Source organism: Pseudomonas sp. IT-P44, from assembly GCF_949768225.1.
GTDB lineage: Bacteria > Pseudomonadota > Gammaproteobacteria > Pseudomonadales > Pseudomonadaceae > Aquipseudomonas > Aquipseudomonas migulae.
Window position 1 is genome coordinate 22412 of the sequence record NZ_CATKQM010000003.1, and the last position, 12818, is coordinate 35229.

The 12818-nt window shown below is 60.3% G+C and carries 10 protein-coding genes and 1 pseudogene; 7 read left to right on the forward strand and 4 right to left on the reverse strand.

The genetic code is table 11. The features are described 5' to 3' along the window. The first annotated feature begins 380 nt into the window (after nt 1–380). Nucleotides 381–929, forward strand: coding sequence for an RNA polymerase factor sigma-70 (locus ACM6IO_RS00060; RefSeq protein ID WP_008030278.1), 549 nt, complete (start codon nt 381–383; stop codon nt 927–929). A gap of 125 nt (nt 930–1054) precedes the next feature. Here ACM6IO_RS00060 and ACM6IO_RS00065 read toward each other — a convergent pair whose 3' ends face one another. The 4 genes from ACM6IO_RS00065 to ACM6IO_RS00080 all read right to left on the reverse strand — a co-directional run bounded on the left by ACM6IO_RS00065 (nt 1055) and on the right by ACM6IO_RS00080 (nt 4678). Further along, on the reverse strand, nt 1055–2059 hold the full coding sequence (locus ACM6IO_RS00065; RefSeq protein ID WP_414910696.1) for a GNAT family N-acetyltransferase: 1005 nt from the start codon (nt 2057–2059) through the stop codon (nt 1055–1057). 79 nt (nt 2060–2138) lie between these two features. Further along, nucleotides 2139–2987, reverse strand: coding sequence for a sugar-binding protein (locus tag ACM6IO_RS00070; RefSeq protein ID WP_414910697.1), 849 nt, complete (start codon nt 2985–2987; stop codon nt 2139–2141). A 176-nt stretch (nt 2988–3163) separates the two neighbouring features. Further along, nucleotides 3164–3958 (reverse strand): substrate-binding periplasmic protein, encoded by a 795-nt coding sequence (locus ACM6IO_RS00075; protein WP_008044437.1) that lies wholly within the window; start codon nt 3956–3958, stop codon nt 3164–3166. 93 nt (nt 3959–4051) lie between these two features. Continuing rightward, nucleotides 4052–4678, reverse strand: coding sequence for a TetR/AcrR family transcriptional regulator (locus ACM6IO_RS00080; RefSeq protein WP_008030281.1), 627 nt, complete (start codon nt 4676–4678; stop codon nt 4052–4054). A 175-nt stretch (nt 4679–4853) separates the two neighbouring features. Between ACM6IO_RS00080 and ACM6IO_RS00085 the strand changes: the two genes are divergently transcribed. From ACM6IO_RS00085 to ACM6IO_RS00110, 6 genes and pseudogenes are all read left to right on the forward strand, one after another. Further along, nucleotides 4854–6644, forward strand: a complete 1791-nt coding sequence (locus ACM6IO_RS00085; RefSeq protein ID WP_414910698.1) for an acyclic terpene utilization AtuA family protein — start codon at nt 4854–4856, stop codon at nt 6642–6644. 12 nt (nt 6645–6656) lie between these two features. Next, complete coding sequence (locus tag ACM6IO_RS00090; RefSeq protein ID WP_008030284.1) at nt 6657–7526, forward strand: SDR family oxidoreductase; 870 nt, start codon at nt 6657–6659, stop codon at nt 7524–7526. 3 nt (nt 7527–7529) lie between these two features. Then, nucleotides 7530–9146: a geranyl-CoA carboxylase subunit beta gene (gene atuC, locus ACM6IO_RS00095; RefSeq protein WP_223480528.1), complete on the forward strand. Its 1617-nt coding sequence runs from the start codon at nt 7530–7532 to the stop codon at nt 9144–9146. A gap of 24 nt (nt 9147–9170) precedes the next feature. Beyond that, nucleotides 9171–10328, forward strand: a complete 1158-nt coding sequence (gene atuD, locus ACM6IO_RS00100; RefSeq protein ID WP_192227852.1) for a citronellyl-CoA dehydrogenase — start codon at nt 9171–9173, stop codon at nt 10326–10328. Further along, a complete protein-coding gene (locus ACM6IO_RS00105; RefSeq protein WP_414910699.1) occupies nt 10325–11122 on the forward strand; it encodes an enoyl-CoA hydratase/isomerase family protein in 798 nt (265 codons plus the stop codon). Before atuD ends, ACM6IO_RS00105 begins: the two co-directional genes overlap by 4 nt. A gap of 142 nt (nt 11123–11264) precedes the next feature. After that, nucleotides 11265–12732, forward strand: a pseudogene (locus tag ACM6IO_RS00110) (acetyl/propionyl/methylcrotonyl-CoA carboxylase subunit alpha); the annotation flags it as partial. Nucleotides 12733–12818: the final 86 nt, after the last annotated feature.

Genomic DNA, 12818 nt, shown 5'->3' on the forward strand with positions numbered 1-12818 from the left:
TTCCTGCCTGAATTCGGCTTGCAAGTGGAATCGGTTTTCTGCTTTCACGCCCCATCAGGGGCATGCAGGACGCGGTCTTCGCCGACCACGCGAGGCATTGGGAATGCTGTTTTGGCCGGGGCTTGCGCCCGGAGCCATTCACCAATGAGAACGGATGACGTCTTGAAATAATTAGTCGGCAGGCTTGATCGCCAACGGGGGCTGGGTGTCGCAAGCGAGCGCAACAGCGTGTCGCAGTTCTCACTGCTCACTCAAGAGAAGGATTAGTTCTCTTTCTCAATTGACAATCATTATCATTCAGAATAATTTGTCGCTCGATGTGTAGGACGGCTCCGATATACCCGTCGTCCCACGACCCCATTTGCAGCAAGGTGATTTCCATGACGGAACAAGTATCCACAAGCAGGTGCGATTCACCGCTACTTCAGGCATTCGTGGACAATCGACTGATTCTGGTCAAGATTGCCGCCCGTATTACCGGCTGCCGCTCACGTGCCGAAGATGTGGTTCAGGATGCGTTCTTCCGCCTGCAATCGGCGCCGCAGATCACCTCCTCGATCAAGGCTCAGCTCAGTTACCTGTTCCAGATCGTGCGTAACCTGGCGATCGACCACTACCGCAAACAGGCGTTGGAGCAGAAGTATTCGGGGCCTGAAGAAGAAGGGCTGAACGTGGTGATTCAAGGCGCTTCGCCGGAAACCTCGCACATCAATTTTTCGACCCTGGAAAACATCGCCGACGCGCTGACGGAGCTGCCGAGCCGCACCCGTTACGCCTTCGAGATGTACCGCCTGCACGGCGTGCCGCAAAAGGACATCGCCAAGGAACTGGGTGTTTCGCCAACCCTGGTGAACTTCATGATTCGCGACGCGCTGGTGCATTGCCGCAAGGTGTCGGGCAGTCGCGCAGATACTTTCTCCCGCCGCTAAAAGCTTCGCGGGCAAGCCTCGCTCCTACAGGTCCGTGTCGCTCGCCAAAACGACACTAACCTGTAGGAGCGAGGCTTGCCCGCGAAGGCGGACTCAAGACCGCAACCGATCTTGAACCCTACCCATCAAGCCAACCCACACCGCTCAAAAAACCGCTCCCGCCCCAACACCATCAACGCCGCGCGCTTGTGCGGGAAGTCGAACTCTTTCTCGCAATGAAACCGCTGACCCTGCATGTACCCGATCATCTTCGCGTTGTCGGCACGCGGCTCTGCAACCACCCGCCGGGTACGCGGATCGTCGAGAAACAGGTAATGCGACAACGCCGATAACCAGCTCGCCACCTTGTGCGGACCGCGATGGTTTTCTTCGCCGACCAGCATGTGAATGCCACGGTCGTAATCATCGACATCGTAGAACGGCGCAATGCGGTCTTCCTTGGCCCAGTAGGCTTCGAAATAAGCAAACGGCTGATCATCGAAACAGCCGATCAACGTCACGGTGTGGGGGTCGGCGTCGAGTTTGCCCAGGTATTCGCGATGCTGTTCAAGGCTGCCCTCCTCCTGCCAGAAACTCGCCACCCGCGCACTGTTCTGCCAGCGATTGAAGCGCGCCAGGTCCAGGTCGATGTCCAGCGTACGCAGGGAAATCCACACCCCCAGCCGCGCATCGAAACGTCGATAAACTTCACCGCGCGGTTTCACTGGGCGCAATGGATGACGCTTGCCAGCGCTGATCACCATTTGCTGCGGGTAGCTGCTGGTCAGCGACGTCCCCAGCCAAGGCTGCGGCAACTGCCAGAACAGTGTGCGCTCGCAGCGATACTGGCCGGCGAGTTCGGTCGACACCAGCAACCCGCTGAGCAAGGCTTCGGCGGGAGCGTCATCGAGGTGCCAGGTCAGGCGCTGGCAAGCCGGGTCACGGGCAAACAGCCAATAACCGGCAGCCCACACGGCCTGAGTGTCGACGCGTGCCTCGACATGCAGGTGCAACTCGGGCTCACGCGTCAGCCGCAAGGTAATCAGCGGTTGCGCGTCCAGGCTCAGGCTCAGGCGGTTTTCGGTTTCATCCGCGACAAGGCGGTTGCCTGTCGGCAAAGCCAGGGCAGTCAGGTCATTCAGATTGGGCATGGGGCGGGCTCACGATCATCGACAGTTCACTTAGGAACGTGAGCCAGGCTTGGAAATTTAGCGACGTCCACCGCAAATCTCAGAGTGACTTCAGCCAGATTTTGCTGATGATGTAATCATTCCCTACACCTCTTTCGGTATGACTGACGATCTTGAGGACCATTTGCGGCGAGTCCGCCGTAAACGAACCCTCCAGGCGGTTTACCGCTGATGTAACCTCAGTGGGTGGGACAATGACACCGGTATTGGATTCAAGTGAAAGCACTGGAATTGCGTACTTGTGTATCCAACGGCGCACGTCAACCCCGAAGGTATACATCTGCCCCTTCTCTAAACCATGGAAGCTCTTGCTTAGCAAAACGCCTGCAGATCGGTTGGTGGACGTATGGTTGAATAACCCATAGCGAACCCCAACCCCATCACCATCCGGCCCGACAATGAGATCACGAAGGTCAGCCGCAGCCTCTCCCCTCATCCAACCGTTCCAGTTATCTGTCCCGTCCGTCGCACTGAACGTTGTTACATCTTCGTAGCGCAACAGAACCTCAAGACTCAGCGGCGGAAACAAATCCGGGCAACTACATTCGCCGTCCTCCAGCTGCGCCTGAAAAACAAACGTAAGGTGACTGCGGTCAAGCAGGCCTTGAAAATGCTCCCAACTAATGTCTCGAGACCAACCTTTCACATATTCGTCTTCGGTTACAGGCTCCTTATCAACGATGAGCTGCATCATTGTCGAGCCATCCCGATTGTACCCGCAGACATGCAAAGTAGTCGGTTGGCCGACCTCAATAGACCACCAAGGCGCAACAGAAACAGTGCATCTGGATTCTTCATCGGACGTCGGTACAGTCAGACACTTGCCGACAGCCTGCACCACAAATGGAGTTGGAAGACGCGGAAGAGTATTCGATTCGTTATTTGACATGGCGGATGCCTTTTCGTAATGAGGCTTCCCCCCCATTAAAGGGTTCAGCACCGGAAAGTCATCTAACCGCAAGGCAATGAGATCGACTACTGTCACATTTGACAGTGTGATCCTCGAAAAAAGGAATCTACGACGAATGGGCGCCTGCTGCTTTCAAGGGGGTTGAAGCCTTATCGTCAATCCTGGGGAACCGGCACCACGGCGATCTTGTACGGGTCGAAGATCTTCAGCATCTGGCCGTTGTCCCGCAACCCTTGCAGCAACTTGCCGAAGGCAACGCCGCTGATGGGCGCTGTCGGACGGAGAATGGCGTAATGGTGATAGACCTGATCGATGCGTTCGGACACCAGCAGTTGATCAGCGACTTTATCGTTACGCAGCAGGTAATCGCTCAGGTAGGAGCGTGTCACCAGGGCAATGTCGGCGCGCCCGCGCAGCACCATCAGCAGGTTGCTGTCATGGGAATAGGTCAGCGTGGCATTGTAGTTTTGCGCGAGGACCTTGGGGTCGGCATTGAAGTTGGCGAATTCGTAGTGATAGCCGCTGAACAGCGCCAGACGCTTGCCGGCAAGATCGGCGAAATAGTTCTGCTGACGATTGGGAATCCGTTGCGCGACAAAAATCTCGGCATCTTCCAGACCCATGTCTACGCTGACGTGGGGAATGTCCTTCCAGCCCCAGTTCGGGTTCTCGAAGATAGCCATGTCCACCCGGCTCTGCTTGAAGTCACCGAAGCGTCGCGGAATGGATGTCGGCACGAGCACAAACTGGTAGTCGGTTTGCAGGGCATTGAGCGCCTCGACCAACTGCGGCAGCAGGCCAGTGTCGGCACCGGATTCAGGGCGTACGGTGTAGGGCGGAAAATGCGCGGCACCGACCCGCACCAGTTGCGCCGCCGGAGACGGTAATACCCAAAGCGCTGCAAGCGCCGCCAGAAAAAGCCGCGAGGCCGTCCGAATTGGCGAAGACATCAAAACAACCCACTCCCCAAAAAAGTACGCATCAATTCATTCAAGCTAGGCGGTTTCGGCCACTTAGCCAGTTTCCTGCGGTTCCGGGCAACACTATTGTTTTTCTTCGAGCACCAGAATCAACGCCTCATCGGCCAATTGATCGAGGTTCACGCTGCCATCCGGGCGATACCAGGTCGTGGTCCAGGACAGCGCACCGGTCAGAAAACGCCGGGTGATGAACACATCCCCGCGAATGAATCCCGCGTCCTTGGCCTCCCCCAGCACCTGCAGCCAGAGGTCTTCATAGATGTCGCGCAACGCCAACACCTTCGCTTGCCCGTCTTCGGACAGCGAACGCCATTCGTACACCAACACCGCCATGGCCTCGCCGCTGCCGCCCATGATCGACTGCAACTCACAGCGAATCAGCGCCAGTACCCGTTCGCGCACGTTTTCGGCTTCGGCGATCGCCGCACGCATCAACGCGGTGTTGTAGCGAATGGTTTCCTCCATCACAGCCCGCAGGATCTCGTCCTTGCTTTTGAAGTGATGAAAAATGCTGCCCGACTGAATGCCCACCGCGCCGGCCAGATCACGCACCGTGGTGCGCTCATAGCCTTTGTTGCGGAACAGGTGAGCCGCCACTTGCAGCAATTTGCCACGGGCGCTGTCCGGGTCGGTCAACTGGCCGTTGTCGACCAATTCGCGCATTACCCTCAGGGCTTTTTGCTCGTCCACCCGTTCTCTCCTACAGTCGTACTCACCGCTAAAACAGCGGGGTTGCGCGGGCAATTTAAGCTGACGAAGGCAACCAAGCAAGCGCTCGGGCAGAAGATATTTAAGTCGTTTACAAACCAAGCGCTTGCTTGGTAGTCTCGATACACGTCTGAGGGAGGTGGCTATGGAAAGGGCTGTGCCTGAAACTGTTCGCATCGGTTGCGCCAGCGCCTTCTGGGGCGACACCTCGACCGCCGCCGCGCAACTGGTGGAAGGCGGACGCCTGGATTACCTGGTGTTCGATTATCTGGCCGAGATCACGATGTCGATCATGGCCGGTGCGCGGATGAAAGATCCCCAGGCCGGCTACGCCAGCGACTTCATCGAAGTGCTCAGCCCGCTGCTCACGCAGCTCGCCGCACAGAACATCCGCGTCATCAGCAACGCCGGCGGCGTCAACCCGCAGGCCTGCGCCGCTGCCCTGCAAGCGGCCTGCGACAAGGCCGGCGTGGCGCTGAAAATCGCCGTGTTGCTGGGTGATGACCTGCAACCGCAGTTCAAACACCTGAGCACCCGCGGCCTTCACGAAATGTTCAGCGGCGCGCCCTTGCCGCCGATGTGCGTCTCCACCAACGCCTACCTCGGTGCGCCCGGCATTGTCGAAGCCTTGCGCCTGGGCGCGGACATCGTCATTACCGGGCGCGTGGTCGACAGCGCCGTGGTCAGCGCTGCACTGGTGCATGAATTCGGCTGGTCCTGGCACGACTACGACAAACTCGCGCAAGCCGCACTCGCCGGTCACATCATCGAATGCGGCGCCCAGTGCACCGGCGGCAACTTCACCGATTGGCGCGACGTGCCCGACTACGAACACATCGGTTTCCCCATCGTCGAAGTCAGCGCCGACAGCCAGTTCATCGTCAGCAAACCCGAAGGCTCCGGCGGCCTGGTCACGCCACTCACAGTCGGCGAGCAGATGCTCTATGAAATCGGCGACCCGCAGGCCTATCTGCTGCCCGATGTGATCTGCGATTTCACCCAGGTCAAACTTCAGCAACAAGGCAAGAACGCAGTTCAGGTACACGGCGCCAAAGGCTTGCCGCCCACCGATCAGTACAAGGTCAGCGCGACGTATCCGGACGGTTTCCGCTGCACCGCCAGTTGCCTGATCGCCGGGATCGATGCGGTGGACAAGGCGCGGCGTGTCAGCGAAGCGATCATCAGCAAGACCTCGGAAATCTTCAGCCAGCGCGGTTGGGCGCCCTACAGCGAAGTCAATATTGAACTGCTCGGCAGCGAGGCCACGTACGGTCCCCATGGCCAGCGTCACGACAGCCGCGAAGTGGTGATCAAACTCGCCGTGCGCCACCCGGACAAACAGGCGCTGATCGTGTTCTCCCGGGAAATCGCCCAGGCCGCCACCGGCATGGCGCCGGGGTTGACCGGCATCGTCGGCGGACGGCCGACGGTGTATCCGCTGATCCGGCTGTTCTCGTTCCTCATCGACAAATCCGCCTGCACGCTGGACATTGATCTCAATGGTCAGCGTCATCCGTGCGCCCTGCCCGCCCTCGACGCGCTCACCACCGCGGACCTGCCGGTGCCGTACGACCCACCGAAACCCACCGGTCGCGCCGATGCCAGCGTGGCGCTGATCAAGCTCGCGGTCGCACGCTCGGGTGACAAGGGCAATCACAGCAACATCGGCGTCATGGCACGCGAGCCGGAGTACCTGCCGTGGATCGCCGAAGCCCTGACCCCGGAAGTGATGGTCGACTGGATGAGTCATGTGCTCGACCCGGTTCACGGGCGCGTCGAGCGCTGGTACCTGCCCGCGACCCACAGCCTGAATTTCTTGCTGGAAAACGCCCTTGGCGGTGGTGGCGTGGCCAGTCTGCGGATCGATCCGCAAGGCAAAGCCTTCGCCCAACAACTGCTGGACATCCAGATTCCGGTGCCGCAGCGCATCGCCGACCAGGTCAACTAGAGGACTGCCGCCGTGGCCTACGATTCGATTTTCAAAGCTGATCTGTTTGCCGGCCAAAACATCATCGTCACCGGTGGCGGCAGCGGCATCGGTCGCTGCACCGCCCATGAACTGGCGGCCCTCGGCGCCCATGTGCTGTTGATCGGGCGCAATGCCGACAAACTGAAATCCGTGGTTGCCGAGATTACCGAGGATGGCGGCAAGGCCGATTGGCAGACCTGCGATATTCGCGACGAAGAAGCGGTCAAGCATCTGGTCAGCGAACTGATCCGCAAGCACGGTCCGATCCACGGACTGGTCAACAATGCCGGCGGCCAATTCCCCTCACCACTGGCCTCGATCAACCAGAAGGGTTTCGAAACCGTGATGCGCACCAACCTGGTGGGCGGTTTCCTGATGGCGCGCGAAGTCTTCAACCAGTCCATGAGCCAACACGGCGGCGCCATCGTCAACATGCTCGCCGACATGTGGAACGGCATGCCCGGCATGGGCCACTCGGGCGCGGCGCGCTCAGGCATGGACAACCTGACCAAGACCGCTGCGTTCGAATGGGGTTACGCCGGGGTGCGGGTCAATGCAGTGGCGCCGGGCTGGATCGCCTCCAGCGGCATGGACACTTACGAAGGTGCGTTCAAAGCGGTGATTCCGACCTTGCGCGAGCACGTGCCGCTGAAACGCATCGGCACCGAATCGGAAGTCAGCGCCGCGATCGTCTTCCTGCTCAGTCCGGCCGCAGCGTTTGTCAGTGGCAGCACCTTGCGTATCGACGGCGCCGCCAGCCTTGGCGGTCGGGCGTGGCCGATCCACAAGGCCAAGATCAGTGAGTCGTACAACGGGTTCCACCGCGCGTACTTGCCGGACGTGCTCAAGGACAAGGAATAAGTCATGCCGGTGATTCAGTCGCAAGTCGACCCGTTCAGCGACCAGTTTGCCCAGAACCGTGCAGCGATGCTGGCCGGGATCGAGCAAGTCCGTCAGCTCGAACAGAACCTGCTGAACAAAGCGGCCGAAGCCAAACCCAGGTTCGACAAGCGCGGGCAATTGCTGCCCCGCGAACGCCTCAATCTTTTGCTCGACCCCGGTGCACCGTTCCTCGAACTGGCGAGCCTGGCCGGCTACAAATTGCATGACGACAAGGACGGCAGCTCAGCCGGCGGCGGTTTGATCGCCGGGATCGGTTACGTGTCCGGCGTGCGGGTTCTGGTCGTGGCGAACAACAGCGCGATCAAGGGCGGGACGATTTCCCCCAGCGGTTTGAAAAAGTCCCTGCGCCTGCAACAGATCGCCATGGAGAACAAACTGCCGGTGATCACCCTCGCCGAAAGCGGCGGCGCCAACCTCAATTACGCAGCGGAAATTTTCGTCGAAGGCGCGCGCAGTTTTGCCAATCAGGCGCGGATGTCGGCCATGGGGTTGCCGCAGATCACCGTGGTCCACGGTTCGGCCACGGCGGGCGGCGCTTATCAGCCAGGGCTCTCGGATTACACGGTAGTGGTGCGTGGCAAAGCCAAACTGTTTCTCGCCGGCCCACCGTTACTGAAAGCCGCGACCGGAGAAGTGGCGACCGACGAAGAACTGGGCGGTGCCGAGATGCACGCGCAAACTGCCGGCACCGCTGAATACCTGGCCGAGAACGATGCCGATGGCGTGCGCCTGGTGCGCGAGATTGTCAGCCTGTTGTCATGGAACGAGCAGCTGCAATGGTTGCCCGAACGGCAGTGGAAAGAACCCCTCTACCCTATCGACGAGCTGCTGGGACTGATCCCGGACGATCCGAAAAAGCCCTACGACGTGCGCGAAATCATTGCGCGGATTGCCGACGGCTCGAACTTCCTTGAGTTCAAGGGTGAGTTCGATCAGCAAACCATTTGCGGCCATTTGCACATTCAGGGACGCGCCTGCGGATTCATTGGCAATAACGGCCCGATCACCCCCAAAGGGGCGAGTAAAGCCGCGCAATTCATCCAGCTCTGCGATCAGAGCCAGACGCCGCTGCTGTTCTTTCACAACACCACCGGGTTCATGGTCGGCACCGAGTCGGAACAGCAAGGCGTGATCAAGCACGGCGCGAAGATGATTCAGGCGGTGGCCAACGCCCGCATACCGAAACTGACCATCGTCGTCGGCGGTTCCTATGGCGCCGGCAACTACGCCATGTGCGGTCGCGGCCTCGACCCGCGCTTCATCTTTGCCTGGCCCAACAGCCGCACGGCGGTGATGGGCGGCGCGCAGGCCGGCAAGGTGCTGCGCATTGTCACCGAAGCCAAACAACTCAAGGACGGCCTGGTGCCCGACCCGAAAATGCTCGACATGCTGGAGCAGGTCACCGCACAGAAACTCGACAGCCAGTCCACCGCGCTTTATGGCAGCGCCAGTCTGTGGGACGACGGGCTCATCGATCCGCGGGACACCCGGACCCTGCTCGGTTACTTGCTGGACATCTGTCATGAGGCCGATGTGCGGCCGCTGCAAACCAACAGTTTTGGCGTAGCCCGGTTCTGAACCGGCCAGAGGAGAACAATAAAAATGATCTTCACCCAGGAACACGAAGCACTGCGCCGCACCGTTCGCCAATTCGTCGAAAACGAGATCAACCCGAACGTCGAGGCATGGGAAAAGGCCGGGCGCTTTCCCATCCACGAAATCTTCCGCAAGGCCGGTGACCTGGGCCTGCTGGGAATTTCCAAACCGGAAAAATTCGGCGGCATGGGGCTCGATTACAGCTATTCGATTGTCGCCGCCGAGGAGTTCGGCACCATTCATTGCGGCGGCATTCCGATGTCCATCGGTGTGCAGACCGACATGTGCACTCCAGCGCTGGCGCGCTTCGGTTCCGATGAACTGCGTGAAGAGTTTCTGCGCCCTGCCATTACCGGCGAACAGGTCGGTTGCATCGGCGTTTCCGAAGTCGGCGCCGGTTCCGACGTGGCCGGGTTGAAAACCACCGCCCGCAAGGACGGCGACGACTACGTGATCAACGGCAGCAAGATGTGGATCACCAACTCGCCAAGCGCCGATTTCATTTGTCTGCTGGCCAACACCTCGGACGACAAACCGCACATCAACAAGTCGCTGATCATGGTGCCGATGAACACGCCGGGGATCAGCCTCAGTTCGCACCTGGACAAGCTCGGCATGCGCAGTTCGGAAACCGCCCAGGTGTTTTTCGACAACGTGCGCGTGCCGCAACGCAACCGCATCGGCCATGAAGGCGCGGGCTTCATGATGCAAATGCTGCAGTTTCAGGAAGAACGCCTGTTCGGCGCGGCGAACATGATCAAGGGCCTGGAATACTGCATCGACAGCACCATCGAGTATTGCAAGGAACGTAAAACCTTCGGCAATGCGCTGATCGACAATCAGGTCATCCACTTTCGCCTCGCCGAATTGCAAACCGAAATCGAATGCCTGCGGGCACTGGTCTATCAGGCCACCGAGCAGTACATCAAAGGTCAGGACGTCACGCGTCTGGCGTCGATGGCCAAACTCAAGGCCGGGCGACTGGGCCGTGAAGTCAGCGACAGTTGCCTGCAATATTGGGGCGGCATGGGCTTCATGTGGGACAACCCCGTGGCCCGCGCCTACCGCGATGTGCGGCTGGTGTCGATTGGCGGCGGCGCCGACGAAATCATGCTGGGGATCATCTGCAAACTCATGGGCATCCTGCCAGGGAAAAAGAAATGAGTACCCTGCCGGATTGCCAGACGTTATTGCTCGAACCGCATAACGGCGTGCTGCACATCACCCTCAACCGCCCGGAAAGCCGCAACGCCATGAACCTGCTGATGGTCGCCGAACTGCGTGCGGTGCTGTTGGCCGTGCGCGATGACCGTGCGATTCGGGCCCTGGTGATCGGCGGTGCCGGTGGACATTTCTGTGCCGGTGGCGACATCAAGGACATGGCCAACGCCCGTGCTCAAGGCGCGAACGCCTACCGTGATCTGAACCGTGTGTTCGGCGCGCTGCTGCAAGAGGTGCAACACGCGCCGCAAGTGGTGATCACCGTGTTGCAAGGCGCAGTGCTTGGCGGTGGTTTGGGTCTGGCCTGCGTCAGCGATGTCGCCCTGGCGGATCATCAGGCGCAATTCGGGCTGCCGGAAACCAGCCTCGGCGTGCTGCCCGCGCAGATCGCGCCGTTTGTGGTCCAGCGCATCGGCTTGACTCAGGCCCGGCGCCTGGCGCTGACGGCGGCGCGGTTCGACGGCAACCAGGCGCGGCGCATGGGGCTGGTGCATTTTGTCGAGCATGACGCGCAAGCCTTGGCCGAGCGTCTCGGTGAAGTTCTGGCCCACGTGCTGTGCTGCGCGCCGGGGGCCAATGCGACGACCAAAAAACTGTTGCTGGCGAGTGCAGGGCAACCGTCGGATGCGTTGCTGGATGAAGCGGCCGAGTGGTTCAGCGAAGCGGTGATCGGAGCGGAAGGGGTCGAGGGCACGATGGCTTTTGTGCAAAAACGCAAACCGGGATGGGCGCCTTAAAAGCTTCGCGGGCAAGTCGGATCGCCGCACCGCTCGCTCCTACAAGGTTTTTGGTGCCCCCTGTAGGAGCGAGCGGTGCGGCGATCCGACTTGCCCGCGAAGAGGCCATCACTTCCACCGCAAATACGAAGGGAATATCCCAATGCCCGCCCTGAAAAAAATACTGATCGCCAACCGCGGTGAAATCGCCTGCCGCATCCAGCGCACGGCCCAATCCTTGGGCTACCGCACCGTCGCCGTGTTCAGCGACGCAGATGCGGATGCCTTGCACGTACAAATCGCCGACGAAGCCGTCAACATCGGCCCGGCCCCGGTCCAGCAGTCGTACCTGAACATCCCGGCCATCCTCGACGCCGCCCGCCGCACCGGTGCCGATTCGATCCACCCCGGCTACGGCTTCCTCTCGGAAAATGCCGAATTCGCCCGCGCCTGCCAGCATGCCGGCCTTACTTTCATCGGCCCCAGCCCCGAAGCCATCGAACTGATGGGCAGCAAACGCCTGTCGAAACTCGCCATGCTCGACGCCAGTGTGCCCTGCATCAAAGGCTATCAAGGCACCGGGCAGGACGACGCAACCCTGAGCCTCGAAGCCGAACGCATCGGCTTTCCGCTGATGATCAAGGCCAGTGCCGGCGGTGGCGGGCGCGGCATGCGCCTGGTACACGATGCAGGGGATTTGCTCGCACAGATTCGCACCGCGCGCTCCGAGGCATTGAACGGGTTTGGCAGCGACGAACTGATCCTCGAACAAGCGCTGATCGATCCGCGTCACGTTGAGGTTCAGCTGTTCGGCGACCAACACGGCAACCTGATCTACCTCGGCGAACGCGACTGTTCGATCCAGCGCCGCCATCAGAAAGTCATCGAAGAAGCGCCCTGCCCGGTCATGACCGCCGAACTGCGCCAGGCCATGGGTGAAGCGGCGCTCAAGGCCGGTCGCGCGGTGAACTATGTGGGCGCTGGCACTGTGGAGTTTCTGCTGGACGCGCACGGGCAGTTCTACTTTCTGGAAATGAACACGCGGTTGCAGGTGGAACACCCGGTGACTGAATTGATCACCGGCCTCGATCTGGTGGCCTGGCAGTTGCACGTCGCCGAAGGACTACCGCTGCCATTGCGCCAGGAACAGGTGCAACTCAACGGCCACGCCATGGAAGTGCGGCTGTATGCCGAAGACCCGACCCAAGGGTTCCTCCCGCAGACCGGGCGCATCACCACCTGGGAACCGGCCTTGCAGAGTGGAGCGCGGATCGACCATGGGTTGATCGAAGGTCAACACGTCAGCCCGTTCTATGACCCGATGCTGGGCAAGATCATCGCCCACGGCGCTACCCGTGAAGAAGCCCGGCGCAAGTTGCTGCGCGCGGTGCAAGACAGTGTGCTGCTGGGCTTGCCGAGCAATCAGCGCTTGCTTGCCAGCCTGCTGGAACATCCACGCTTCATCAGTCGCGAGTTCAGCACCGGGTTCATCCCGACGCATTTCGCCGACCATCCTTGTTTGCATCCGCATAACCCGAGTGCTGAAGAACTGGCGATTGCGGCGACGCTGTTTTATCAGGCTTCGGCGCAGGTTCATCCCGCCGCGCTGGCCGGCTGGCGCAACAACGCCAGTGTGCCGCTGCACTATCGCATCGGCCTGGAGGATCGGGACTGGCCGGTGCAGTTGAACGCGGTACCGGGCGAACCGTACCGGATT

Excerpts from the sequence above, each read along its gene's own strand:
- atuD (WP_192227852.1), top strand. The coding sequence starts at position 9,171 with ATGATCTTCACCCAGGAACACGAAGCACTGCGCCGCACCGTTCGCCAA.
- ACM6IO_RS00065 (WP_414910696.1), bottom strand. The coding sequence starts at position 2,059 with ATGCCCAATCTGAATGACCTGACTGCCCTGGCTTTGCCGACAGGCAAC.
- atuC (WP_223480528.1), top strand. The coding sequence starts at position 7,530 with ATGCCGGTGATTCAGTCGCAAGTCGACCCGTTCAGCGACCAGTTTGCC.
- ACM6IO_RS00070 (WP_414910697.1), bottom strand. The coding sequence starts at position 2,987 with ATGTCAAATAACGAATCGAATACTCTTCCGCGTCTTCCAACTCCATTT.
- ACM6IO_RS00105 (WP_414910699.1), top strand. The coding sequence starts at position 10,325 with ATGAGTACCCTGCCGGATTGCCAGACGTTATTGCTCGAACCGCATAAC.
- ACM6IO_RS00060 (WP_008030278.1), top strand. The coding sequence starts at position 381 with ATGACGGAACAAGTATCCACAAGCAGGTGCGATTCACCGCTACTTCAG.
- ACM6IO_RS00075 (WP_008044437.1), bottom strand. The coding sequence starts at position 3,958 with ATGTCTTCGCCAATTCGGACGGCCTCGCGGCTTTTTCTGGCGGCGCTT.